The following is a 23,394-nucleotide window of genomic DNA, read 5'->3' as shown; positions in this document are numbered from 1 at the left end:
CGAGGCTAGCGCTGCGGCTGGGGGGTCGCCGCGCCCAGCTCGCGGTCGTCGATCGCGTCGCGGTGGAACTTCGGCAGCGGGATCGGCGAGGTGAGCGCGATCTCCTCGGAGAAGACCTCCGGGGTCACCCGGTTCTCGCTGACGACGGCGATCGACGAGGTGGTGATGGGCACCGGCATCCGCACGCCATCGATGCGTCCGTCTGTGCGCTCCTCGAGCACTGCGGCATCGATCAGCGAGCTGAGCGGGCGGGCGCTGTGCGTGAGCACCAGGCGCCAGCGGGCCTGCGGATGCGGCTGCAGCCGCAGTTCACGGGCGATCACGAGCCAGCCGACACCGATCGCGAAGCCGACGACACCGGCAACGGCGGCCACCCCCAGCGCCCAGCGCGGGCCCATCGCGTTGGCGACGGCGCCGACGATGGGCGCGCCGACGGGCGTTCCGCCCATCAGCACGGCCATGTAGAGCGCCATCACGCGGCCGCGCACGGCCGGCTCAGTGGTGGTCTGCACGAAGCCGTTCGCGGTGGTGAGCATGGTGACGGCCGAGAAGCCGATGAAGATCAGTGAGAAGGCGAAGGTCCAGAACGAGGGCATCAGCGCCGACAGCAGCGAGGCGACGCCGAGGCCGCCGACGGCCACGATGATCACGCCGAAGCGGGCCTTCTCGCGCCGGGCGGCGAGCAGGGCGCCGGAGAGCGAGCCGATCGCGAGGATCGAGGAGAGCAGGCCGTATTCGCCGGCCCCGCGCCCGAACTCGACCGCCATGGTGGAGGAGACGATCGGGAAGTTCATGGCGAAGGCGCCGACGAGGAACACGATCACGAACACGACGATGAGGTCGGGGCGCTTCGCCACGTAGCGGAAGCCCTCGACGAACTGCCCGCGGGCCCGGGGCGCGCGCGGCATCCGGCGCAGCCTCGAAGAGTTCAGCATGGCCAGCGCGATCAGCACGGCGATGAAAGTGGCCGCGTTGGCGATGAACACCCAGCCGGAGCCGATCAGCACGATCAGGAAGCCGGCCAGGGCCGGGCCGATCATGCGGGCCGCGTTGAAGGAGGCCGAGTTCAGGGCGACGGCGTTAGCCATGTTGTGCTCGCTGACCAGGTCGCTGACGAAGGTCTGCCTGGCCGGGCCGTCGATGGCGTTCACGATGCCGAGCAGCAGGGCGAAGACGTAGAGGTGCCAGAGCTCGGCGTGGCCGAGCAGCAGCAGCAGGCCGAGCGCGATGCCGAGCAGCATCAGCGCGGACTGGGTGAAGAAGAGGATGGTGCGCCGGTCGAAGCGGTCGGCGATCAGGCCGGTGATCGGCACGAGCAGCAGCTGCGGGCCGAACTGCAGTGCCATCGTCGTGCCGACGGCCACGGCGTCGTTGTCGGTGAGGTCGGTGAGCACGACCCAGTTCTGAGTTGTCGCCTGCATCCACGCGCCCACGTTGGAGACCAGCGCGCCGATGAACCAGACGCGGTAGTTGTAGTTTGAGAGGGAGCGGAACATGGCACTCACTGGGTGGCTAATCTCCTGAGGATTTCGGCGGCGGATGCCAGGGTGGCCCGCTCTTCGCTGCTGAGCTCCCGCATTTGGCGGGTGAGCCAGCGGTCGCGTTTCTTGACGGTTTCGTCGACGGTGGTGGTGCCGGCCTCGGTCAGGCTGATGTTCACCTTGCGGCGGTCATCGGCATCAGCCTCGCGGGCGAGGTAGCCCAGACCCTCGAGGCAGTTGACGGTGCGGTTCATCGACGGTGGCGAGATGTGCTCACGCTCGGCGAGGGCGCCGAGCGTGTGCGGCCCGTGGACGTACAGCGCCGCGAGCACAGAGAACTGGCCGTCGCTGAGGTCGTCGTCGGACTTCTCGGCGCGCAGTCGCCTGGCGAGCCGAAGCGTGGCCATGCGGACATCTGAGCTCTGCTCTGCAATCGACTTGGCCACGAATAGTTAGCATAGCTCATTAGCATTGCTAAGTAAATATCGGAGGCCGGGCGCGTCGCCCGTCCCGTTGGTCGAGCTCGTCGAAACCCCGCTGGTCGAGCCTGTCGAAACCCCGCTGGTTGAGCCCGTCGAAACCCCGCTGGTTGAGCCTGTCGAAACCCTGCGCAGCGCCGCAACCCGGCAAGCATCGGCGGCGGTATTGCAGTTCTCCGTGGGATGGGCTTCCGCCTTTCGCGACGCTGCGCGTCGCGCTGGCGGCACGCGACTGTCAGAATGGCGGCATGCCCACGCCGAGCAGTGACGTCGAGATCCAGAGCCGCACCTTCACCGATGAGCACGGGGTGCGCATCCACTACTACTCCTGGCCGGTCGAGCAGCCGCGCGCCGTCATCCAGCTGGCGCACGGCGTCGGCGAGCACGCGCTGCGCTACCTCGAACTGGTCGGCGAGCTGAACAAGGCCGGCTACTCGGTCTACGCCGACGACCACCGCGGCCACGGCCGCACCGGCTTCGAGCAGCACGGCGGAGACCTCGACCGCATGGGCCGGCTCGGCCCGGGCGGGTTGCCCGCCACGATCAAGGCCCTGCACCAGTTCAGCGGCATCATCGCCGCCGAGGCGCGTTCCGCACACCCCGGCCTGCCCCTCGTGCTGCTCGGCCACTCCTGGGGCTCGCTGATGGCGCAGATCATCGTGAACAAGCACGCCGCCGAGTACGACGCCGTCATCCTGACCGGCACGGCCTACCGCATGGTCGGCTCGATGGAGAGCGGCGACCTGAACCGCCGGCACAAGCACCTCGGCAACACCGGCGTCGAGTGGCTGAGCCGCGACCCCGCCGTGCACACCGCGTTCCTCTCAGACCCGCTCACCACGACGAAGCCGATCCTGAAGCTGTTCGGCCCGATCGACGCGCTGCGCCTGCTCGGCCGGCCCGCCCGCGACCTCCCCGCAGACCTGCCGCTGCTCGTGCAGGTCGGCGGAGACGACTCGCTCGGCGCCGAGAAGAGCGCGCTCAAGCTGGTGGAGGCGTACCGCCACCGCTCCGGCCTCAGCGATGTCACGCTCATCGTCTACCCGGGGGCCCGGCACGAGGTCTTCAACGAGATCAACCGGGCCGAGGTCATGGCCGACACGATCTCCTGGCTCAACGAGCGGATGCCGCAGCGCCCGTAACCCGCTGACACCGCCGTCCCGCTGGTTGAGCCTGTCGAAACCCGTTCCCGCGTGTTGGCTTCGGTCGCTGGCGCTCCCTCAAGCCAACGGGTGTTCTCTCCCCACTCCCGCTGATTGAGCTTGTCGAAATCCTGGCTTCGGTCGCTGGCGCTCCCTCGAGCCAGCGTGTGTTTTCTCCCCACTCCCGTTGATTGAGCTTGTCGAAATCCCGGCTTCGGTCGCTGGCGCTCCCTCGAGCCAACGCGTGCTCTCTCCCCACTCCCGCTCCCTCGAGCCAACGGGAGAGGGGCGAAAACTCTCTACTCGAGCAACGGGAGAACGCCCGTTGGCTCGAGGGAGCTTGCGACCGAAGCCGCGAGCGGATCCGCGGAAACTGCCGCCCGAGGCATCCGCAGCCGTAGGCTGAATCCGTGCATGGTGAATACAAGGTTCCGGGCGGCAAGCTTGTCGTCGTTGACTTCGAGGTGGCGGAGGGCGCGATCAGCGGGTTCCGGCTCGCTGGCGACTTCTTCCTCGAGCCCGACACGGCCATCGACGACATCAATGCCGCGATCGAGGGCATGTCAGCCAACGCCGACGCCGCCAGCTACGCCGCCGCCGTGAAGCAGTCGCTGCCGGCGGATGCCGTGCTGCTCGGTTTCTCGGCCGAGGGCGTCGCCGTGGCGATCCGCCGGGCGCTGTCGGCGGCCACCAGCTGGCACGACTACGACTGGCAGATCGTGCACCACAAGGCCGTCTCGCCGGCCATGCACCTGGCCCTCGACGAGGTACTCGCCACCGAGGTCGGCGACGGCGTGCGCGGCCCGCTGCTGCGCATCTGGGAGTGGGACGAGTCCGCCGTCGTCATCGGCAGCTTCCAGTCGCTGAAGAACGAGGTCGACCCGGAGGGCGCGGCCGCCCACGGCTACGAGGTCGTCCGCCGCATCTCCGGCGGCGGCGCCATGATGATGGAGAAGGGCGCCATCATCACCTACTCGCTCTACGTGCCGGCCGCCCTCGTCGGTGGTATGAGCTTCGCCGACTCCTACGCCTTCCTCGACGCCTGGGTGCTGCAGGCGCTGCAGTCGCTCGGCATCGAGGCCAGCTACCAGCCGCTCAACGACATCACCAGCCCCAAGGGCAAGATTGGCGGGGCCGCGCAGAAGCGGCTCGGCAACGGCGGCGTGCTGCACCACGTGACCATGAGCTACGACATGGACGGCGATGTGATGACGCAGGTGCTGCGCATCGGCCGCGAGAAGATCAGCGACAAGGGCATCGCCAGCGCCGCCAAGCGGGTCGACCCGCTGCGCAGCCAGACCGGGCTCAGCCGCGAGGAGATCATCGAGCGTATGAAGGCGACCTTCGCCGGGCTCTACGGCGCGACGCCGGGTGAGCTTACCGAGGCCGAGTACGCCGCCGCCGAGGAGCTCGTTGCGAGCAAGTTCGGCACGGAGGCCTGGCTGCAGCGCGTCCCGTAGCGGATGCCGGCCGTCCCGCTGGTCGACTAGGCCCGCCAGGGCCGTATCGAGGCCCGGCTTCCCGCGAGAAACCGGGCCTCGCACTGTGGCGACCTAGTCGAAGAGCTCGCTCAGCCAGCTCTCCTTCTTGCGCTTGCGCCCGTAGGAGTCCGTGCTCTGGCCGCCGAAGAGGTCGCGCGCGTTGAAGCCCTGCTGCTGCGCCGGGTAGCCCTGCTGCGGTGCCTGCTGAACCGGGGCCTGCTGCACGGGCACCTGCTGCACAGATGCCTGCTGCACAGGTGCCTGCGCGGCCGGCTGGGCGCCGAAGGAGCGCTCGATGATCTTGTCGAGCTCGCCACGGTCAAGCCACACGCCGCGGCACTGCGGGCAGTAGTCGATTTCGATGCCGGAGCGCTCGCTCATCACGAGCGGGGCATTGTCGAGGGGGCAGTTCACAGAGAGTCTCCTCAGGGTTGCGCACGAGACGTGCGGGTGGGGTAGGGCGCCGCCAGAGTAGCAATCCGCCGCCGGAGAAAGCTGTGCAGGTGCCGGGCCCCGCCCGACCATCGCGGGCGGCACCGATTCGGAGTACTGTCGCCCTCGCGAGGGAGGTGCCTGTGAGTGCTGAACCGACGCAGGCGCGAAGGCAGGCGTCCGACCGCGACCCGTCCCGCGCGCACTGGATGGAGCTGTTCTTCGACCTGATCTTCGTCGCGCTCGTCGGCCAGCTGGCGCACGGCCTGCACGAGCACCCGAGCATGGCGAGCCTGCTCACCTTCCTGGCGCTGTTCGCCTCGGTGTGGTGGTCGTGGGTGAACCTGACTTTCGCCGTCAACGTGATGCCGTGGCTCAGCCGACGCCAGCTGGCCGGTGTGATGCTCACTGCGATGTTCGCGCTCGGCGCGATCGCTGTCGCCGCCCCGGAGGCGACGGGGGAGCGCGCCTGGCTGTTTGCGGCCGGCAACGCGGCGCTCCGGCTCATCCTGCTCGCCCTGTGGGGATGGCAGTCCTGGGCTGCAGGCACCGCGTCGCGGCTGCGACTGCTCGCCTACAACGGCCTGACCGCGCTGCTCTGGTTCGTCTCGATCTGGCTGCCCGCGCCGTGGAGCTTCGCGCTTTGGGCGGCCGCGATCCTGCTCGAGGTCGTGCTCCTCATCGCCACCGGCGCCCGCTGGTCGGATCGGGTGCTCGCGCGGCTGAACGTCGAGCACCTCGCCGAGCGCTTCGGCCTGCTCGTGGTCATCGTCTTCGGCGAGTCGGTGCTCTCCATCGTCGTCGTGCTCAGCGCCACGTGGAACCCGCAGGCCGGCCTGGTTGCGGCGGCGGCGCTCGCCGCGATCGCCCTGTTGGCCTGGTCGTTCTTTCTCTACGGCACGGATGCCATGCGCGACGGCCTCGAGGCGCTGCACGCGGCCGGTGACTACCGGGCGATCCGCGACACCGCCGCGTTCCTGCCGTTCCTCATCGTCGCCGGTGTCACCGCGATCTCCGGCGCGATCGGCGCCGCGATCCAACACCCGGAGGAGGCGCTGCCGCTCGCCTCCGCGGTGTCGCTCTGGGGCGGCATCGCCGTGTTCTACCTGTGCAACGCGGCGGTGTCGCTGCGCTTCGGCCGCCCGGTGCGCGGGGTGCTGCGCTGGGCGCTGCCCGCGCTGGCGCTCACCGCGCTGCTCGGAGTCGCCGCGACGCTGCTACCGGCGGCATCCGTGATCTACTGCACCGTCGCGGTTCTGGCCTACATCGTGGCCTCGACCGAGCTCGGCGAGCGGCGCCGGCGCGCGGATGCCAGTGCGCCCGACCGCAGCAGCGCGCGACCGCCCGGGTGAGAACCCGGCCGGCCCCGCTGGCCGAGCTGGCCCGCGCTAGTCGAAGGTGACCATCACCTTGTCGGCCGCACCGGGCGTCGCCGCCAGCTCCAGCGCCTGCAGGGCGTCGGCGCCGTCGAAACGGTCGCTGATGATCAGCTGGTACTTCTGCCAGTTGGCGATGATGTCGTCGGTGACCTCGAAGATCTCGGTGGGGTAGCCCATCGACATGATGATGGAGATCTCGGTGGTCAGTAGCGCGCCGAAGTCCACCTCGACCGGCTTCTTGTGCACGGCCGGGATGACGAGGCGCGCGCCCTGCTTGACGATTCCAAAGACGGTGGTCGGCACGGCGGCGACGCCGGCGGCATCGATGTAGACGTCGGTGTTCGGCCGGGTGGTGCGCACGCCGACGACCGGGGCGGCCGCACCGTGCAGCTCGATCAGGCGGGCGGAGACGTCCTCCTCGAGCGAGTTGATGACGGCATCCGCGCCCACCTGCAGTGCCTTCGCGAGGCGGGTGGGCAGCACGTCGATGACGACGACGTGCGCGACCCCCTTGGCCTTCAGGCTGAGCAGCGCGCCGAGGCCGATCGGGCCGGCGCCGAAGACGACCGCCTTCTCGCCGGCGGCGGCGCCGGAGCGGTTGACGGCGTGCCGGGCGACGGCCATCGGCTCGTTGAGCGCGGCCACCTCGAACGGGATGTCCTTCGGGATCACGCGGTAGTGGGTGCCGGCGACGGCGTCAATGAGCACGAGGTAGCCGGAGAGGGCGCCCTGGGCGCCGCCGCTGCCGGTGATGCCGTCTGCTGCGGCCATCGGGTTCGTCACGACGTGGTCGCCGACGGCGACATCGCGCACGTTCGCACCGATCTCGATGACCTCGCCGGCCGGCTCGTGGCCGAGCGGTGTCGCCCCCTGGCGGGGCGGGATTCCGCCGTACATCGTGTACATGTGATCGGACCCGCAGATGCCGCACGCGCGAACCTTGACCAGCACGTCGTTCGGACCGACGCCCGGGTGCTCGACCTCGACGAACTCGTTGACCCCTGGCCCCGTCACCATAACCGCCTTCATGCTGGCTTCCTCTCTCTGGCGAGTGCCGGCCCGCAGGCAGCACCAGCGCTACTAAATCGAATTAGTTCAGTCTACGCTGGAGCCCAGAGAGTGTCTAGGAACGGAGCGGCGGATGCCTGAGAGAGCGCGCGTGACGATGAAAGACGTCGCGCAGGCCAGCGGCGTCTCCCCGGCCACCGTCAGCTTCGTGCTGAACGGCACCGCGCAGCAGACCATCGCCCCCGCCACGATCGAGCGGGTCAAGCGGGCCGCGGAGAAGCTCGGGTATGTCCCAAACGGCGTCGCCCGGGCGCTGCGCGAGGGCAGCTCCCGCATCGTCGTGCTGCACGTGGCCAGGCTTCCACATGGCGGGCCGCAGCTCGCCGACTTCATCGATGGACTCGACCAGGAGCTCGACGGCCTCGGCTACACGCTGCTCGTGCGCTACGGCGAGCGGGAGGGAAGTGTCGAGCGGCTCGTCGCCCAGATCTCACCGCGCGCCGTGATCGACATCGACTGGCTCTACTACGACGTCTCCGACGACGCAGCCGACGGCGGCTGGGAGAGTGGCCTCGCCGCGCACAGTGCCGTGCAGATCGGCCACCTCGCCGGCGCGGGCCACCGGTACCTCGCCCTGGCGCTCGGGCGGGACGACCGCCTGGCGCGCCTCGCAGAACTGCGCTTCCGCTATGCGGGGCAGGCCGCCGCGGCTGCCGGGCTGCCCGCGCTGGCGTTGCTGCAGCTGTCGGGCGCCGTCGACGGCGACAGCGCGGCCCTCGCCGCGTTCCGGGTGACGCACCCCGACATCACGGCGGTCGCCGGCCTCGACGACGCGAGTGCGCTGAGGGTGCTCGCTGCCGCCCAACGGCTGGGCATCGCCGTTCCCGGCGAGCTGGCAGTCATCGGCTTCGGGGGCTCGGCGGAGGGGGAGCTGTTCAGCCCGTCGCTGACCACGGTCGAGATCGACACCGTCGCGTTCGGGCGGCGGGCGGCGCGCACCGCCCTCGGCCTGGAGCCCGGAGCCGAGCGGCCGGGGCCGGCCGTCGTCATCCGCCGGGAATCGGCCTAGCGCTCACGCGCGGCCGGAGCGACGGGCCACCGCGCGGGCTGATGCCGGGCGGGGTTGCCTAGACTGGGCGGATGCCCGATCACGCCGCCCCGGCCACCGCAGCCAGCGAGGCGGACGCACCCCCCGGCCTCCCCGCCCCGACCGAAGACACGCCCGCTGAAAGCGGCCCGGGTGACGACGCCCCGGCCGATGAGCCGACCGAGCCGACCGAGCCGACCGAGCCGACCGAGCCGATCGCACCGACCGGCCGCGTCATCCACGCCGACAACCTCACCGTGCTCTCGAGCTTCGAGGATGCCTCATTCACCCTGATCTACCTCGACCCGCCGTTCAACACGGGGCGGGCTCAGACCCGGTCGACGTCCACCAGCATTCGGCACGAACCGGATGCCGATGGCGGGCACGCGGCGGGCACGGTCAGCGGCTTCAAGGGCCAGCTGTACGAGCGCATCCGCGGCGACCTGATGCGCTACGACGACCGCTTCGAGGACTACTGGCTGTTCCTGGAGCCGCGCCTGATCGAGGCCTGGCGGCTGCTGGCAGATGACGGCACGCTGTACCTGCACCTGGACTACCGCGAGGCGCACTACGCCAAGGTGCTGCTCGACGCCCTGTTCGGCCGCGACAGCTTCCTCAACGAGATCATCTGGGCCTATGACTACGGCGCCAAGTCGAAGAGCCGCTGGCCGACCAAGCACGACACGATCCTCGTCTACGTGAAGAACCCCGCCGCGTACTACTTCGACTCGTCGACCGTCGACCGGGAGCCATACATGGCGCCGGGGCTGGTCACGCCGGAGAAGGCCGAGCGCGGCAAGCTGCCCACCGACGTCTGGTGGCACACCATCGTCTCTCCCACCGGCAAGGAGAAGACCGGCTACCCGACGCAGAAGCCGGCCGGCATCCTGCGCCGCATCATCCAGGCGTCCTCCCGCGAGGGCGACACCGTGCTGGACTTCTTCGCCGGCAGCGGCACCACCGGCGCGGTCGCCGCGGCGCTCGGCCGCAACTTCGTGCTGGTCGACGAGAACCAGGCGGCGATCGACACCATGCGGGTGCGTTTCGCCGCGAATGAGGCCGTCAGCTTCGAGTAGCGCGATGTGCAGCGTCGCGACAGGCGGCAGCCCACCAGAGCACTCTCAGGAGCTCAGGACGCGGCCTCCAGCACGACGTAGCGAACACCGCCGTGCTCGAAGCTCATCGCCTGCGTCATCCCCATCCGCACATGCGCCGCGCGAGACGCCGCATTGTCCTCGCGGATGAATGTGCTGACCGCCGCGTGGTTCATGTGCTCGCGCTCGGCCGCGAACAGTCCGTTCGCCAGGCCCATCCTGCGATAGTCCTGCGCCACGCAGATCGGTCCGTGCAGGTAGGCGTCCTGGTTCGTGCCGGAGCTCAGCATGGCCTGGATGATGGGGATGTGAGCCTGAGCCTCGCGCGGGGTGAACGCGACGTAGCCGGCGATGCGATCATCGTCCCTCGCAACGATGATCCATTCGCTCGCGATCGCGTCTGCGAACCAATCGGCCGAGAAGCGGGCGGAGAGCGCGCCGCCCGACTCCTCCTGGTTTGCCTCCTGCACCTCCAAGATGCCGGCGATGTCCTGTGGCGTCGCGAGGCCGATGACCGGGGAGGGCTTCATTTCTGTTCTTCTCTCAGAGCGCAGCTACAGGCGTTGCGTCGCGATCACCGCGGCGAATACTTCTTGCGTGGGGGGGGGGGCTAGGCCGAGGCGCGCCGCACGAACGTGGTCGGCAGCACCAGGTGCTCCTGATGCGGCTGGCCCTCGATGATCTGCACCAGCAGCTCGGCCATGGCCTGACCCATGCCGACCGCCGGTTGGCGCACCGTGGTCAGCGCCGGCGTCGCCGTCTCGGCGAAGGAGTTGTCGTCGAAGCCGATCACCGCGACGTCGGCCGGCACCTGCCGGCCGGCCTCGGCCAGTGCCTGGTACGCGCCGACGGCCATCTGGTCGTTGGCCGCGAAGACGGCGTCGATGCCGGGCTCGCGCTGCAGCAGCCGGCGCATCGCCTCGGCCCCCGACGGCACCGTGAAGTCGCCCTGCTCGACCAGCGAATCGTCGAGGCCCTGCTCCCGCATGACCGAGCGCCAGCCGTCGAGCCGGTCGAAGCCCGGCGGCATGTCGAGCGGGCCGGCGATCGTGGCGATGTGGCGGCGGCCGATGTCGATCAGGTGCGTGGTGGCGGATGCCGCGCCGCCCCGGTTGTCGACGTCGACGTAGAACGTGTCGCCCTCCTCGGCCACGAGCGGCCGCCCGCCGTACACAACGGGCAGGGTGCCGTTCAGCTGCGCGTAGGAGTGGTCGCCGCTGTGGTGGGAGACCACGAGCGCGCCGTCCACATTGCCGCCGAGCAGGTAGCGCCGCGTCTTGCCCGAGTTCGCCTCGGACTCGATGAGCATGTTGAGCATGTACTCGGTCTCGGCCAGGTGCATGCCGACGCCCTGCACGAGCTGGGCGAAGAAGGGGTCGGCGAAGATCTTCGCCGAGGATTCCGGCACGATCAGCGCGATCACCTGGGTGCGCCGGCTGGCCAGCATGCGGGCCGCCCGATTCGGCACGTAGTTGAGCTCGGCGATGGCCTTGTTCACCGATTCGACGATGTCGGATGCCACGGTGGGGGAGCCGTTCACCACCCGCGAGACGGTGGCGCGCGAGACGCCCGCGTGCGCGGCCACCATCTCCAGTGTGGGAACGGGAGTATTGCCGGTGGCTGGGTTCATCGCGCGCTTCCCCGTCTGTGCTGAGGCATCCACCCTACTGCGACTGGACCGGGTGGTGGGAGGTGTCTTCGGCCCCCTTCTGGGAGGCGTCTTTCTCGCGCGCGATGCGCTCCGCGTAGGCATGCCCGCTGTTCTTGATCGTGCGCAGCTGGCTGTCGTAGTCCACGCGCACGATGCCGAAGCGCTTGTCGTAGCCCCACGACCACTCGAAGTTGTCCAGCAACGACCAGACGAAGTACCCGCGCACGTCGGCGCCGCGCTGGATCGCCGCCCCGATCGCGTCGATGTGGTCGGAGATGAAGCGGGAACGGTCGACGTCGTTGACGCTGCCGTCCTCCTCGACGACGTCCTCGTAGGCTGCACCGTTCTCGGTGACGTAGAGCGGCGGCAGCGCCGGGTACTCCTCGCCCAGCCGCACGAGCAGTGTGGTCAGCCCGGCGGGATTCACCTCCCAGTCCATGGCGGTGCGGGGCAGGCCGCGGCTGGGGAACGTGATGTACTCCGAGCCGATCCAGGGCGAACTGATCTGCCGGTCGGTGGCACCGGAGTGGCCGTCTGTGCCGGTGTCGTCCGGATGCCCGCTGACCTGGTCGTCGTGGTAGTGGTTCACACCGAGGAAGTCGATCGGGGTGCCGATGACGGCCAGGTCGCCGTCCTTGATGACTTCGCGGATGCCGAACTGCTCGAGGTCGGTGTACGCGTCGGCGGGGTAGGCACCGGTCACGATCGGCTCCAGGAACACCCGGTTCTGCAGCAGGTCGAAGCGGCGGGCAGCCTCGAGGTCGACCGGGTCGGTGGCATCCAGCGGAATCGCGTTGGAGAGGTTGAGGGTGATGCCGATCTGCAGCGGCTCGGCCGACAGCTCGCGCAGCCGGTTCACGGCCAGGCCGTGCGCGAGGTGCTGGTGGTGGATCGCGGCGACGGTGTCCCGCGGGTCCTGGCGCCCCGGCGCATGTACCCCCGCGCCGTAGCCGAGGATCGCCGAGCAGAACGGCTCGTTGAACGTGGTCCAGTGCCGCACCCGGTCGCCGAGCGCCCCGTAGACGGCCTCGGCGTAATCGGCGAAGCGGTGCGCGGTGTCGCGCGCCGCCCAGCCGCCCTGCTCTTCGAGCGCCTGCGGCAGATCCCAGTGATAGAGGGTCAGCCAGGGCAGGATGCCGGCATCCTGCAGCTCATCGACCAGGCGCGAGTAAAAGTCGAGCCCCTTCTGGTTGACGGTGTGCCCGTCGGGCACGACCCGCGCCCAGCTGGTGGAGAAGCGGTAGGAGTCCAGCCCGATCTGCTTCATGATCGCCACGTCGCCGGGGTAGCGGTGGTAGTGGTCGACGGCGACCTCTGGCGTCTCGCCGTTGGCGACGGCGCCCGGCACGCGCGCGAAGGCGTCCCAGATGGAGTCGAGCTTGCCGTCTTCGTGACCGGCGCCCTCGATCTGGGCGGCGGCGGTGGCAGAGCCCCAGATGAACGCGGGGGGAAAGTGGGTAGTCATCAGCCCTTCACGGCTCCTTGCATGATTCCTGAGATGAGCTGCTTGCCGGCCACGATGAAGAGCACAAGCAGCGGGATGGTGGCCATGACCGCGCCGGTGAGCACGATCGAGTAATCGATGTAGTAGCCAGACTGCAACTGCCCGAGGGCTGTCTGCAAGGTCGGGTTTCCCGGGTTGAGCACGATCAGCGGCCAGAGGTAGTCCGTCCAGGCCGTCATGAAGGTGAACAGGGCGAGGATCGCCATGGCCGGCCGAGCGGCGGGGATGGCCACCGTGAGGAAGGTGCGGAACTGGCCGGCGCCGTCGACCCTGGCCGCCTCAATCAGCTCGTCCGGGATGACGTCGACGAGGTACTGGCGCATGAAGAACACCCCGAACGCCGTCACCAGTGTCGGCACGATCACGGCGCCGAGCTCGCCCGTCCAGCCGAGCTGGCGCATCACCATGAACAGCGGGATGATGCCGAGCTGGGTCGGGATGGCCATGGTGGCGATGACGAAGATCATCAGGCCGTCGCGGCCGCGGAAGCGCAGCTTGGCGAAGGCGTAGCCGGCGAGCGTGGAGAACACGACGACGGAGACGGTGATCACCAGCGAGATGATGATGCTGTTGCCGAGCGCCTTCCAGAACGGGATGGCATCCAACACCGTGGCGGCATTCGAGAGGAAGTTGCCGCCGGGGATGAGCGGCAGCGTCTCGCCGCGGGTGGCGTTGCTGCCGCTGGCCACCACGAACGACCACCAGAGCGGGTAGGCGGTGCCGAGCATGAAGGCGGTGAGCAGCCCGTAGATGAGGAACCCGGGCCGATCGCCAGCGCCGGAGCGCAGCCGGAACCGCTTGCGGGCGGGGGAGGGTGGGGTGGCCGTGCCCTGGGTGGTGCTCGGCCGGGTGATGGTGTTGGTCATGACCGACCTCCGCGGTAGTTCTTGAGTGCCTTCGCCGTGCGCTTGTCGTTGCCGCGCTGTTCCGCGCTCGCGATCCGCTGCGAGAGGAGGAAGTTGAAGAGGCCGATGAGCACGATGAGGATGAACAGCAGGAAGGCGATGGCCGAGGCCTTGCCGAGGTTCTGGCGGAAGAACGCCATCTCCCAGAGGTAGAGCACCGTGGTCTGGAACTGGCGGTCGGCGCCGCCGATGCCGCCGGCGCTGGAGGCGTCGAACAGCTTGGGCTCCGTGAAGATCTGCAGCCCGCCGATGGTTGCCGTGATCACGACGAAGACGAGGGTCGGACGGATGCTGGGGATCGTCAGCGAGAAGAAGCGGCGGATCGGCCCTGCACCGTCCAGAGCGGCCGACTCATAAATGTCGCGCGGCACCGCCTGCATCGCGGCCAGCAGGATGAGGGCGTTGTAGCCGGTCCAGCGCCAGTTCACCATGCTGGCGATGGCGATGTGGCTGGCGAACACGTCGTGCTTCCACGCGACGGGGTCGAGGCCGACGACGCCGAGCAGGTTGTTGACCAGCCCGGACTGCTCGTTGAAGACGCTCGAGAAGATCAGCGTCACGGCGACGGGCGTGACGACATAGGGCAGCAGCACGCTCATGCGCCAGAAGGTCTTGGCGCGCAGGTTCTGGTCGAGCACGGCGGCGAGGGCGAGGGCGACGAAGATCTGCGGGATGGCCGAGAGCAGGAAGATGCTGATCGTGTTGAAGATCGAGTTCCAGAAGAACCGGTCGCCGAGGATGGCGGCGAAGTTGTCGAGGCCGACGAAGTCGCCCTGCCCCTTCAGCAGGTTCCAGTCGTGCATCGACACCACCGCGGTGTAGAGCAGCGGGAACAGGCCGACGATGCCGAACAGCACGAAGAAGGGCGAGATGTAGAGGTACGGCGAGGCTTTGCTGTCGAGGGCGCTGATCCGCCGACGGAGGCCGGAGCGCTTCCTCGGCGCCGGGCCGCCGGCCGCCGCATCCGCCGTCGTGGCCGCCGGCCGGTTGAGTGTGGAGGTCATCGTGTGTCCGATTCGAATGGGTACAGCTGGTGAATTGGTACTACAGGTGAATGGGTGGGGCTCCCGAGAGGTGGTGCCGCTCGGGAGCCCCGGAGTGCTGGTGTTCGGTTTTAGTCGATGAGCTCGTTCAGCAGCTTCACGGCCTCGGCCCAGCCGGTTTCGGCGTTGGCCTCGCCGCGGTCGAGCTTCTGCGTGACCGGTCCGAAGACGTTCTCCTGGATGACGGAGTCATCCGGGCCCTTGAACTGCGCGACGACGCCCTGGGCGCGGGCGGCCAGGATCGAGCCGACGGGGGCGTCATTGAAGAACGCGTTCGGCGTCGGGTTGCTGGCGAGCTCGTCCTGGGCGGCGGCGACGCTCGGGAAGGACCCTGCTGCCTCGAACTGGCCGAGCTGCTGCTTGGCCTCGGTCAGCCAGGAGGCGAGCTTGGCCGCCTCCGCCTTGTGCTTGGAGGTCTCGGGGATGGCGAGGAACGCGCCACCCCAGTTGGCCGCGCCGCCGGGGAAGACGTCGGCGAAGTCCCAGCCGGTCGTGGCGTCGCCGCCGCCGGCCTCGGTCTGGCCCTGCACGACGCCGAGCATCCAGCCGGGGCAGACGAAGGTGGCGAAGGTTCCGTCAACGAAGGACTTGCCGCCGTTCCAGTCCCACTGGCCCTGCGCGGCGGAGAGGCCGTCGGCCGCGGCGCCTGCGAGCAGGCCCCAGCGCTCCTGCAGCTGCGTGTTGCCCTCGACGTTCAGCTCACCGTCTGCGGTGTAGTAGCCCTCGTCGAGCTGGTTGACCATCGAGTTCCAGACGAATCCGGACTGGTCGTACCAGGCCTTGCCCGTTGCGGCCTTGTACTTGTTGCCGACGGCGAAGAAGTCTTCCCAGCTGGCGTTGTCGCCGCCGAGCAGCTCGGCGACGGCCTCGCGGTCGCTGGGCAGGCCGGCCGCCGCGAACAGCGCGCCGTTGTAGCAGAGGCCCTGCGGGCCGATGTCGGTGCCGTAGCCGATGATGCGGCCACTCGGGTCGGTGGCCTGGGCGAGCTTCCAGTCGACCCAGTCCGCCTTGCGGTCGTTGATGCCGTAGTCGGCGAGGTCGACGAACTGGTCGGAGACCTCCATGATCGAGCCGAGCCAGCCCTCTTCCAGCGCGACGATGTCGGAGAGGCCGGAGCCCGCCGCGATCTTCGTGAACGTGTCGGTGCGGGCGTTGCCGCCGGTGTCGATGTTGGTGGCGGTGATCGTGACGTTCGGGTTCTCGGCCTCGTACTGCTTGTACAGGTCGTCGTAGCCGAACGTGCCGAACGTGGTGATGGTCAACTCGACCGGGCTGTCCGATGATTCCGGCGAGGTTCCGGCGCCGGAGGCGCATCCGGTGGCCAGTAATGCGAATGCTGCGGCGCCGGCGACGGCGGTCACAGCAGTTGTGCGTCGTGAGAGCTTCACGGTCACTCCTTTGTGCGTGGTTTGGTGTGGGTAATTTGTTGCGGGTGTTGCTAGAGAGCGCTCTCATGCTGGATCGAGAGAGCGCTCTCACGACTGCTCAGCCGATGTTAGGGAGGGCAGCCGGGGTTTGTCAAGAGAGCGCTCTCACGAAAATTTCGAGCGCGGTGGGCCAGCCCGGCCGGGGCCGGTGCCGAACGCCCAGCCATGCCGAGTACGCTCGGGAGTGTGTCTGAACAGCAACGCACCCGTCCCCGGCCTTCGCGCCAGGTGCGGCAGCGGCGCACGATTGCGGCGGCACTTCTCGTCGTCGTGATCATCGCCGCCATCGCCATCGGGGCCGCGGCCGGCCGCGGAGCACAGGCGTCCAATGACGCGACCGGCACCCCGACCGCCCCGGTCTCGACGCCGGATCCGACCAGCAGCGAGCCGTCGCGGCCGTCGCCAGAGGTGGTGGCGCCCCCGGCCCCCGTTCCCGCTTTCGACAAGTCGGCACGCTCGATCGACGACCCGAACAGCATCTGGCTCGTGGTCAACAAGCTGCGCCCCCTGAATCCGGCCGACTACGCCCCCGGCGACCTCGTCTCGGTCGGCGAAGGGGAGATGCGCGCCGAGCCGGCTGCCGCGTTCGACGTGATGGTGAAGGCCGCAGCGGCCGACGGCTACTCGCTGATCGCCGCCAGTGCCTACCGCAGCTACACCGAGCAGTCCTGGATCTACGCGGGCGACGACGAGCTGACGGCCCGCCCCGGCTACAGCGAGCACCAGACCGGCCTGACCGTCGACATCGCCACGCCGACCGGCCAGTGCCGCATCTACCAGTGCTTCGGCGACATGCCGGAGGGCGCCTGGCTACGCGACAACGCCTGGAAGTATGGCTTCCTGCTGCGCTACCCGGCCGACAAGACGGCCGTGACGGGTTACGAGTTCGAGCCGTGGCACTTCCGCTACATTGGCACCGACCTCTCCACCGAGATGCACAACACCGGGTTCACCACGCTTGAGGAATTCTTCGGCCTCCCCGCCGCCCCGGTCTACCCCTAGCCACCCGTAGCCAGTCCGCGGATGCGCGGCCCGAAACGTCGGGATTCTGCCGTTTCATGCGGCGTGTCGCCCGGCGCATCCGCTGACCGGCTACGTGCAGCGGCCGGGGGCACCCGGCGGGGAGCGCAACGGTGCTTGGGCGCCGGCTCCCGGTGCAGCAGACTGAGGGGCGCGGATGCCGCAGGCTCCGCTGGACGAGGGGAACTGCGTGAGCGCGAACACCGGACGGGCAGCCCAGCAGCCGACCCAGCAGCCGGCCCATCAGGCCGGCGCCGCGTCGTCCGGGGCGCCGGCGACCGCCCGACCAGGCCGGCTGAGCCGCCGCCACGGCTGGGTTCCGCTCACCATCCTGATCGTCAACCAGCTGCTCGCGGGCATCGGCGTAGCCTCCGGCATCGCCGTCGGCGGGGTCCTCGCCCGCGAGCTCACCGGCGTCGTTTCCCTGGCCGGGCTCGCTCAGGCTGCCAGCGTGTTGGGGGCCGGCCTCGTCGCGATCCCGATGGCGCGGATGGCCACCAGGGTTGGCCGGCATTGGGCGCTGGCCAGCGGCTATGCGTTCGCGTTCCTGGGCGCGGGGCTGGTGCTTCTTGCGGCGGCATCCGGAATTCTGCCGCTGCTCTTCCTCGGCCTCGGTGCGTTCGGGGCGGCCAGCGCCGCTGGTCTGCAGGCGCGCTTCGCCGCGACCGAGGTGGCCGCTCCGGGCTACGAGGCGCGCTCGATGTCGCTCGTGCTCTGGGCGACGACTCTCGGCTCTGTCGCCGGCCCGAACCTCTCGCCGCTCGGCGCCCAGCTGGGTGCGGCGCTCGGGCTGGAGCCGCTGGCCGGCCCATTCCTGTTCGCGGCCGTCGCCTTCGCCGCATCCGCCCTGCTCGCCGCCGTGTTGTTGCGCACCCCGCCGGCCGGTGTGCTGGCCGCGGATGCCGCAACGCCCAGCCCCGCGACGCCCAGCCCCGCAACGCCCAGCCCCGCAGCGCCCAGCTCCGCCGCACCCGGTGCGCCGGGCCAGCCGCGGCCCCCGCAGGCGCGCGTGCGTACCGGCGAGGCCCTCCGCATCGCGATGCGTCAGCCGCGCGCCGCGGTCGGTGTCGTGGCGATCATCTGCTCACACACCGTCATGGTGGGGGTCATGGTGATGACACCGGTCACCATGCACGAACACGGCCTCTCGCTCGGCTTGCAGTCGCTCGTGATCAGCATCCACATTCTCGGCATGTACGGCGCCAGCCCACTGATGGGCTGGTTGGCCGACCGCTGGGGCTCCGAGCGCGTGATTGTGCTGGCTGTCGCACTGTTCGTTGTGGCCGCGCTGATCGGCATCACCGTGCCGTCCGACAACATGGTCGCCGTGCCGATCGCGCTCGGCCTGCTCGGCCTCGGCTGGTCGGCCGGCATGATCGGCGGGTCGGCGCAGCTCACCCAATCCGTGCCGCGCGAGGTGCGGGTGCCGCTGCAGGGCGCGACGGATGCCGCGATGAACCTGGCCGCGGCCAGCTCCGCCGCACTGGCCGGGGTGATCCTCGCCTGGGGAGGCTTCCCCGCGCTGAACACCCTCGCCCTGCTCGTGCTCGTTCCGCTGGTCGTGCTCGTGCTGCGGGCCCGCCTGGCCCGCTGAGGGCGATTTCGGCCGTACAGACCGACCGATACACTCCCCCATTCGGGGGTAGAAACTGCGCATTTCTCACTATTTCTGCAGACTCTGCACAGCGCTCTGACATCTGAGCTTGTTCTGGTGGATGATCCCCGTTGCCTGATCAGAATGGATTTATGCTTCACCGCTTGCCCTCGCCCCTGTCCATCTCCAGCCAGCGTTGGACCCTCGCCAGCGGCGCTGCCGGCCTCGCCGCCGCCGCATGCGGATTGCTCGCCCTGAGCCTCGGTGTCGCCCCGGTCACCGCCGATTCCGCCAGTGCCACCGAACCCGCCGCACACGCCGCCGCACAGGCCGCCCCGGCGCAGGCCCCGGCCAATACCGTGACCGCTCTGCCGGCGATCGCGAAGCGCCCCGTCGCTCTCGCTGCGCCCGTTGCATCCGGCCCCGTCACCGGTGGAACCGTCGTCACCGTCTCCGGTGAGGAGCTGAATCAGGTCAGCGCCGTGCAGGTGGGTGGAGTGCCGGCCGTCGTGGTCGAGGCCACCCCGACCGCGCTGAGCTACCAGGCCCCCGTCTCCACGGAGCTGGTGACCGGAACCGTGCCCGTCGAACTCTTCGACGCGAGCGGCGCCGCCGTGCCCACCACCGACCAGGCCGCGCTCGATCAGGCCGCAGCCGACGAGAAGGCCGCTGCCGTGCAGGCCGCGGCAATCGCCGCCGATCCCCACCCGCTCGCGGCCGCACCGGTCGCGGTCGCCCGGCCCGCCGCAGAGTACGGCAGCGCCGAGCTGCGCGGCCTCGTGCTGAAGCCCGGCGCCCTGCCGATCACCCCCGCCGCCGCGCCGGCCTCTGCCCCCGCGCTGCTGAGCTTCGAGTACCTGCCCGACCCCCGTGTCACCGCGCAGACCGACTACCTGCTGCAGCACTGGTCCAACTACAACCTCGACTACACGCCGATCTACGACAACGATTGCGCCAACTTCACCAGCCAAGGCCTGATCGCCCGTGGCTGGCAGATGGACGAGTCCTGGAACTACTCCAACGGGGCGGGCTCGGCCGCATGGATCAGTTCCACCGCTTTCCAGCACTACATGGAGGCGCACCCCGAGCGTGGAACCGCCCTCGGCGACGACCAGCGGGCATCCGTCAAGGTCGGCGACATCGCCCAGTTCGACTGGGACGGCTCCGGCGACCGCGACCACACCTCCACCGTGACCCGCGTCGACAAGACCGCGGCCGGCGTCACCATCTACGTGGCCGGGCACAGCAAGGACTCCGACTACTGGAACGTCGACGAGGCCATCTCCGGCGGCGGCTCCGTCTACTACTGGAGCCTCTCCTAACAGACGCGCATAAAACGAGCGGGCGCTCCACCCCAGGGAGGAGCGCCCGCTCTTGTTTCCGAGGGCCTACGCGGCGCTGCGACGGCGGCGCAGCACGCCGCCAAGCAGCAGCAGCGCGGCACCGAGCGCGGCGAGGGCCGTGCCGGTCGTCGCCCCGAAGCCGGCGTCGGCTCCGGTGCTGGCGAGAGGCTTGGGGCTTCCCGCGGTGACGCCGCCGCCCGGGGCGGGCGGAGTCGTCGGCTCGACGTATGCGACGGGCTCGGTGACCGATACGTCGCCGATGGTGCCGTCCAGCAGCACGGTGAGCCAGGCAGTCTTGCTCACTGCGGTGCCGTCGACGGCGGTGCCCTCGAACACGAGGCGGTGGGCACCGGCCTCGGCATTCGCCGGGATACGCGCGCTCAGCGTGATCGTGCCATCGGCCTTGACCGTGCCGGTCGCGAGCACGACCGGGGTCGAGTGCATCGTGATGGTGGCGGTGCTGCCCGGGAGCAGGTTGGTGCCGGTGAACTGGAACGGCGCATTCGCCGCCTGGTCACCCGCAGCGAACCCGAGCGTGACGCTGATGCCGGGAGCCGGGGCAGCCTGGCGGGTCACGACGATCGTCGTGGTCTTCGTCGCGCCGTTCTGGGCCGTGGCCACGACCGTGATCGTGTTCTCGCCGACGGCGAGGTCCACGATGTCGGATGCGGCGGCCTTGCCGTTGACGCTCACGCTGGCCGTGGCATCCGCAGCCGAGGCGGCAACGGTGACCTGCTCGGTGAGGTAGCCGACGCTCGCGGTGTAGCTCGTCGTGCCCGAGTCGAAGGCAGGAGAGAGCGCGCCGTCAGAGAGCGTGAGGCTAGCCAGATCGGCGTTGGCCGACGGGGCCTCGCGGGTGACCGCGATCGTGTACGCGCGGGTCTCGCCGTACAGGGCTGTGACGGTGACCGAGACGGTGCTGGCGCCGACCGGCACGGCGACCGCGGCGCCCGCGGTCTCCACGCCCTGGATTTCCAGGGTCCAGTCGGGGTTGACGGCGACGGCCGCGACGTCCAGCGACGTCACCGTGTACGGCAGTGCAAGGGTGTACGCGGTTGTGCCGGCGGTGAAGGCGGGGGAGAGCGTTCCGTCACTGACCGTCAGTGCGCTGAGGTCGAGGTCCGGCGCGGTGCGGGTCACCTCGATCGTGCGCGTCGTGGCCGTCACGCCGTCCTCGGCAGTTGCCGAGACCGTGATGGAGTTGAGGCCGACCTGCAGGGCGACCGGGGCCGAGGCGCTGCCGGATGCCGTGTCGTGCCCGTTCACGCGGAGGATGGCCGTGGCATCCGCCACCGTGCCGGTGACCGAGGTCGACGTCGTCAGATACGGGACGGTCGCGGTGTATGCGGTCTCCCCGTTGGCGAAGACCGGCGAGAGGGCCGCGTTCGACAGGGAGAGCCCGGTCATGTCGGCGTTGCTCGACGGAGCGTCACGGGTGAGCGTGACGATGTAGATCTTCTCCACGCCGTTCGCTGCTCTGACCTTGACTGCGTAGCTGCTGCCGATGGAGTCGTAGTTGATCGACACCGTGGTGGGCGCGCCGTTTGCCGCGGGCTGATTGTTGACCGTCAGGGCGTTTTGGGGCGTCGACATCGTCGACGTGATCTCAATGTTCCGGAATCGGTAGGGCACGGTCGCGGTGTAGCTGGTGATGGCGGGGTCGAACGCCGGGCTGAGCGTGCCGTCCGACAGCTCGAGGTCGACCAGGTCGACATCGGCGGTGGGTGCCGGGCCGCGCGTGATGTGCACCGTGTACTGCCGGAACGTGTTGTTGGGGGCGGTGACGGTGATGAGCGCCAGGTTGTTGCCGACGCCGAGACCGATCACGTTGCCGACCTGGTTGCCGCTGTTGGTGACGACGACGGTGTTGCCTGAGCTCGTGCCCGGGGTGACGGTGACGCTGGTCGTCGTGTATGGGACGTCGACGGTGTAGCCGAGTGTGGCGCTGTCGAAGGCGGGGGAGAGGGTTCCCTCCGAGACGCCAAGACCACTCAAGGCGAGGTCGTAGACGGGCGCGGGGTTCGCCTCCCGCGTCACAAGAATTCTGTACTGCTTCTGCGTGATGCCATCGGCGGCGGTGACCTCCGCCGTCATGGTCGACGTGGTTCCGGCGATGACGAAGCCTGGCGTGCTCTCCACTCCGCTGGCGAGCTCGTACTTGGCGTCTCGCCCATTGAAGGCGATGATCGTCGCGCCCGGATCACTCGCGGTCGGAGTGAACGCCAAGCGCGTCACCGCGTTGGGGAGGGTGACTTCCATCGGGATGCTGGGATCAGAGTTGAACGGCGCAGTAATCGTGCCGCCTGCCGACACCGTGATGTTGCTCAGCGTCGCATCGTTCGTGGGCAGGGCCTGTGCCGCCGGCGCGGCGACGAGTGCGAGGCCGGCGGCGAGCGTGAGTGAGACTGTCAGCGCTAGGGCGCGACGAAGTGGATTCGGGATCATGGCGCTCATCCTAGTGACAGATGGGAGTGCACCGAGCCCCCAATTCGGGGTCTCATCAGGTAATTTGAGAATGACTCACTGACCCCGGAGGGGATTCACAGCCGCGACGTGCTCAACTTGAGAGTTCGTCACCGAAAGTTGCTGCCTGTGTCTCGACCCCGCTGGATCCTCCCGGCCGCCCTGCTCGCGCTGCTCACCGGCGCCATCGTTGCTGGGGTTGCGGTCCTGCCCGGGCTCGGCGATGCGGCGTCGGATGCCGGCTCCGCCGCGTCCCGATCGGCGAGGCAGTCCGCGGGTCAGTTTGCCGACTCCCCGGCGGTGCAGGCGCAGCTGGACTACGTGCAGGCGCACTGGGACGACTACAACACCGACGAGTACGGCGTGCTCGACGACAATGACTGCGTCAATTTCACCAGCCAGTCGCTCATCGAGCGCGGCTGGCAGATGGACGATGAGTGGTGGACAGAGGGCACGGGCGAGGACTTCGACTACACCTCACCGTGGGTCAGTTCCACGGCGTTCCGCGACTATCTGGAGGAGTCCGGGCGCGCCACTGCGCTGACCGACGACCAGCGCTCGGAGGTCAGGCTCGGCGACGTCGCGCAGTTCGACTGGGACAACTCGGGCGACCGCGACCACACGGCCGTCGTCACCCGCATCGAGGGCTCCGGCGACAACATCCAGATCTTCTATGGCGGCCACACGGATGACACCAACTACCGCTCCGTCGACGAGGCGATCACCGAGATCCACCCGGGCGCGAGCGTTTACTACTGGAGCATCCCGTAGCGGCCGCCCCCTCGATCTCGATACGGCCGTAGACGGCCTACTCGATCAGCGGAGAGCCTCGCCGTGAGCCGCTGGCCGCCCGGCGGAGCC

General features: G+C 69.3%; 21 protein-coding genes. 10 read left to right on the top strand and 11 right to left on the bottom strand.

What is annotated here, in order from left to right; genetic code table 11:
* Positions 1-5: 5 nt before the first annotated feature.
* Both AWU67_RS13850 and AWU67_RS13845 read right to left on the bottom strand, forming a co-directional pair.
* Positions 6-1,496: an MFS transporter gene (locus tag AWU67_RS13850; RefSeq protein ID WP_067230260.1), complete on the bottom strand. Its 1,491-nt coding sequence runs from the start codon at positions 1,494-1,496 to the stop codon at positions 6-8.
* A gap of 5 nt (positions 1,497-1,501) precedes the next feature.
* The gene (locus AWU67_RS13845; protein WP_082717198.1) at positions 1,502-1,888 is read right to left on the bottom strand and encodes a MarR family winged helix-turn-helix transcriptional regulator; all 387 of its coding nucleotides are present in this window, start codon (positions 1,886-1,888) and stop codon (positions 1,502-1,504) included.
* Positions 1,889-1,994: 106 nt separating this feature from the next.
* Between AWU67_RS13845 and AWU67_RS17230 the strand changes: the two genes are divergently transcribed.
* The 3 genes from AWU67_RS17230 to AWU67_RS13835 all read left to right on the top strand — a co-directional run bounded on the left by AWU67_RS17230 (position 1,995) and on the right by AWU67_RS13835 (position 4,562).
* The gene (locus AWU67_RS17230) at positions 1,995-2,228 is read left to right on the top strand and encodes a hypothetical protein (RefSeq protein WP_162492505.1); all 234 of its coding nucleotides are present in this window, start codon (positions 1,995-1,997) and stop codon (positions 2,226-2,228) included.
* Entirely contained in the window at positions 2,209-3,102 is an 894-nt protein-coding gene (locus AWU67_RS13840) for an alpha/beta hydrolase (protein ID WP_067230253.1), read from the top strand. The genes AWU67_RS17230 and AWU67_RS13840 overlap by 20 nt, the downstream gene beginning before the upstream one ends.
* A gap of 410 nt (positions 3,103-3,512) precedes the next feature.
* Entirely contained in the window at positions 3,513-4,562 is a 1,050-nt protein-coding gene (locus AWU67_RS13835; RefSeq protein WP_067230250.1) for a lipoate--protein ligase family protein, read from the top strand.
* 93 nt (positions 4,563-4,655) lie between these two features.
* On the opposite strand, the gene AWU67_RS13830 is transcribed toward AWU67_RS13835, so the two are convergent.
* Positions 4,656-4,997: a zf-TFIIB domain-containing protein gene (locus AWU67_RS13830; RefSeq protein WP_067230247.1), complete on the bottom strand. Its 342-nt coding sequence runs from the start codon at positions 4,995-4,997 to the stop codon at positions 4,656-4,658.
* A gap of 161 nt (positions 4,998-5,158) precedes the next feature.
* On the opposite strand from AWU67_RS13830, the gene AWU67_RS13825 reads away from it, so the two are divergent.
* Positions 5,159-6,367 (top strand): low temperature requirement protein A, encoded by a 1,209-nt coding sequence (locus AWU67_RS13825; protein ID WP_129586726.1) that lies wholly within the window; start codon positions 5,159-5,161, stop codon positions 6,365-6,367.
* Positions 6,368-6,403: 36 nt separating this feature from the next.
* On the opposite strand, the gene AWU67_RS13820 is transcribed toward AWU67_RS13825, so the two are convergent.
* Entirely contained in the window at positions 6,404-7,423 is a 1,020-nt protein-coding gene (locus AWU67_RS13820; RefSeq protein ID WP_067230239.1) for a zinc-dependent alcohol dehydrogenase, read from the bottom strand.
* 112 nt (positions 7,424-7,535) lie between these two features.
* Between AWU67_RS13820 and AWU67_RS13815 the strand changes: the two genes are divergently transcribed.
* Both AWU67_RS13815 and AWU67_RS13810 read left to right on the top strand, forming a co-directional pair.
* Positions 7,536-8,471, top strand: a complete 936-nt coding sequence (locus tag AWU67_RS13815; RefSeq protein ID WP_199922296.1) for a LacI family DNA-binding transcriptional regulator — start codon at positions 7,536-7,538, stop codon at positions 8,469-8,471.
* Between the two features lie 71 nt (positions 8,472-8,542).
* The gene (locus tag AWU67_RS13810) at positions 8,543-9,565 is read left to right on the top strand and encodes a DNA-methyltransferase (protein ID WP_082717012.1); all 1,023 of its coding nucleotides are present in this window, start codon (positions 8,543-8,545) and stop codon (positions 9,563-9,565) included.
* Positions 9,566-9,618: 53 nt separating this feature from the next.
* On the opposite strand, the gene AWU67_RS13805 is transcribed toward AWU67_RS13810, so the two are convergent.
* The 6 genes from AWU67_RS13805 to AWU67_RS13780 all read right to left on the bottom strand — a co-directional run bounded on the left by AWU67_RS13805 (position 9,619) and on the right by AWU67_RS13780 (position 16,080).
* On the bottom strand, positions 9,619-10,113 hold the full coding sequence (locus AWU67_RS13805) for a GNAT family N-acetyltransferase (protein ID WP_067230232.1): 495 nt from the start codon (positions 10,111-10,113) through the stop codon (positions 9,619-9,621).
* 80 nt (positions 10,114-10,193) lie between these two features.
* Positions 10,194-11,213, bottom strand: a complete 1,020-nt coding sequence (locus tag AWU67_RS13800) for a LacI family DNA-binding transcriptional regulator (protein WP_067230229.1) — start codon at positions 11,211-11,213, stop codon at positions 10,194-10,196.
* A 34-nt stretch (positions 11,214-11,247) separates the two neighbouring features.
* The gene (locus AWU67_RS13795; RefSeq protein WP_067230226.1) at positions 11,248-12,699 is read right to left on the bottom strand and encodes a GH1 family beta-glucosidase; all 1,452 of its coding nucleotides are present in this window, start codon (positions 12,697-12,699) and stop codon (positions 11,248-11,250) included.
* Complete coding sequence (locus AWU67_RS13790; protein WP_067230222.1) at positions 12,699-13,604, bottom strand: carbohydrate ABC transporter permease; 906 nt, start codon at positions 13,602-13,604, stop codon at positions 12,699-12,701. The genes AWU67_RS13795 and AWU67_RS13790 overlap by 1 nt, the downstream gene beginning before the upstream one ends.
* Positions 13,601-14,647 (bottom strand): carbohydrate ABC transporter permease, encoded by a 1,047-nt coding sequence (locus AWU67_RS13785; protein WP_067230219.1) that lies wholly within the window; start codon positions 14,645-14,647, stop codon positions 13,601-13,603. The genes AWU67_RS13790 and AWU67_RS13785 overlap by 4 nt, the downstream gene beginning before the upstream one ends.
* A 110-nt stretch (positions 14,648-14,757) precedes the next feature.
* Positions 14,758-16,080: an extracellular solute-binding protein gene (locus AWU67_RS13780; protein WP_425339187.1), complete on the bottom strand. Its 1,323-nt coding sequence runs from the start codon at positions 16,078-16,080 to the stop codon at positions 14,758-14,760.
* 219 nt (positions 16,081-16,299) lie between these two features.
* On the opposite strand from AWU67_RS13780, the gene AWU67_RS13775 reads away from it, so the two are divergent.
* The 3 genes from AWU67_RS13775 (at position 16,300) to AWU67_RS13765 (ending at position 20,049) form a co-directional block, all read left to right on the top strand.
* Positions 16,300-17,115: a M15 family metallopeptidase gene (locus AWU67_RS13775; RefSeq protein ID WP_160329767.1), complete on the top strand. Its 816-nt coding sequence runs from the start codon at positions 16,300-16,302 to the stop codon at positions 17,113-17,115.
* Between the two features lie 208 nt (positions 17,116-17,323).
* On the top strand, positions 17,324-18,727 hold the full coding sequence (locus tag AWU67_RS13770) for an MFS transporter (RefSeq protein WP_160329766.1): 1,404 nt from the start codon (positions 17,324-17,326) through the stop codon (positions 18,725-18,727).
* A 152-nt stretch (positions 18,728-18,879) separates the two neighbouring features.
* Positions 18,880-20,049, top strand: coding sequence for an amidase domain-containing protein (locus AWU67_RS13765; protein ID WP_067230211.1), 1,170 nt, complete (start codon positions 18,880-18,882; stop codon positions 20,047-20,049).
* 66 nt (positions 20,050-20,115) lie between these two features.
* On the opposite strand, the gene AWU67_RS13760 is transcribed toward AWU67_RS13765, so the two are convergent.
* Entirely contained in the window at positions 20,116-22,515 is a 2,400-nt protein-coding gene (locus AWU67_RS13760) for a cadherin-like beta sandwich domain-containing protein (RefSeq protein WP_067230208.1), read from the bottom strand.
* 147 nt (positions 22,516-22,662) lie between these two features.
* On the opposite strand from AWU67_RS13760, the gene AWU67_RS13755 reads away from it, so the two are divergent.
* A complete protein-coding gene (locus AWU67_RS13755) occupies positions 22,663-23,304 on the top strand; it encodes an amidase domain-containing protein (RefSeq protein WP_067230205.1) in 642 nt (213 codons plus the stop codon).
* The last annotated feature ends 90 nt before the right edge of the window (positions 23,305-23,394 follow it).

Source organism: Microterricola viridarii, assembly GCF_001542775.1.
Classification (GTDB): Bacteria; Actinomycetota; Actinomycetes; order Actinomycetales; family Microbacteriaceae; genus Microterricola; species Microterricola viridarii_A.
The sequence above is the reverse complement of the archived record's forward strand: the minus strand, read 5'-3'. Positions and strand labels throughout refer to the sequence as shown.

Excerpts from the sequence above, each read along its gene's own strand:
- AWU67_RS13765 (WP_067230211.1), top strand. The coding sequence starts at position 18,880 with ATGCTTCACCGCTTGCCCTCGCCCCTGTCCATCTCCAGCCAGCGTTGG.
- AWU67_RS13785 (WP_067230219.1), bottom strand. The coding sequence starts at position 14,647 with ATGACCTCCACACTCAACCGGCCGGCGGCCACGACGGCGGATGCGGCG.
- AWU67_RS13850 (WP_067230260.1), bottom strand. The coding sequence starts at position 1,496 with ATGTTCCGCTCCCTCTCAAACTACAACTACCGCGTCTGGTTCATCGGC.
- AWU67_RS13820 (WP_067230239.1), bottom strand. The coding sequence starts at position 7,423 with ATGAAGGCGGTTATGGTGACGGGGCCAGGGGTCAACGAGTTCGTCGAG.
- AWU67_RS13790 (WP_067230222.1), bottom strand. The coding sequence starts at position 13,604 with ATGACCAACACCATCACCCGGCCGAGCACCACCCAGGGCACGGCCACC.
- AWU67_RS13795 (WP_067230226.1), bottom strand. The coding sequence starts at position 12,699 with ATGACTACCCACTTTCCCCCCGCGTTCATCTGGGGCTCTGCCACCGCC.
- AWU67_RS13810 (WP_082717012.1), top strand. The coding sequence starts at position 8,543 with ATGCCCGATCACGCCGCCCCGGCCACCGCAGCCAGCGAGGCGGACGCA.
- AWU67_RS13845 (WP_082717198.1), bottom strand. The coding sequence starts at position 1,888 with ATGGCCACGCTTCGGCTCGCCAGGCGACTGCGCGCCGAGAAGTCCGAC.
- AWU67_RS13840 (WP_067230253.1), top strand. The coding sequence starts at position 2,209 with ATGCCCACGCCGAGCAGTGACGTCGAGATCCAGAGCCGCACCTTCACC.
- AWU67_RS13815 (WP_199922296.1), top strand. The coding sequence starts at position 7,536 with ATGCCTGAGAGAGCGCGCGTGACGATGAAAGACGTCGCGCAGGCCAGC.
- AWU67_RS13800 (WP_067230229.1), bottom strand. The coding sequence starts at position 11,213 with ATGAACCCAGCCACCGGCAATACTCCCGTTCCCACACTGGAGATGGTG.
- AWU67_RS13760 (WP_067230208.1), bottom strand. The coding sequence starts at position 22,515 with ATGATCCCGAATCCACTTCGTCGCGCCCTAGCGCTGACAGTCTCACTC.
- AWU67_RS13805 (WP_067230232.1), bottom strand. The coding sequence starts at position 10,113 with ATGAAGCCCTCCCCGGTCATCGGCCTCGCGACGCCACAGGACATCGCC.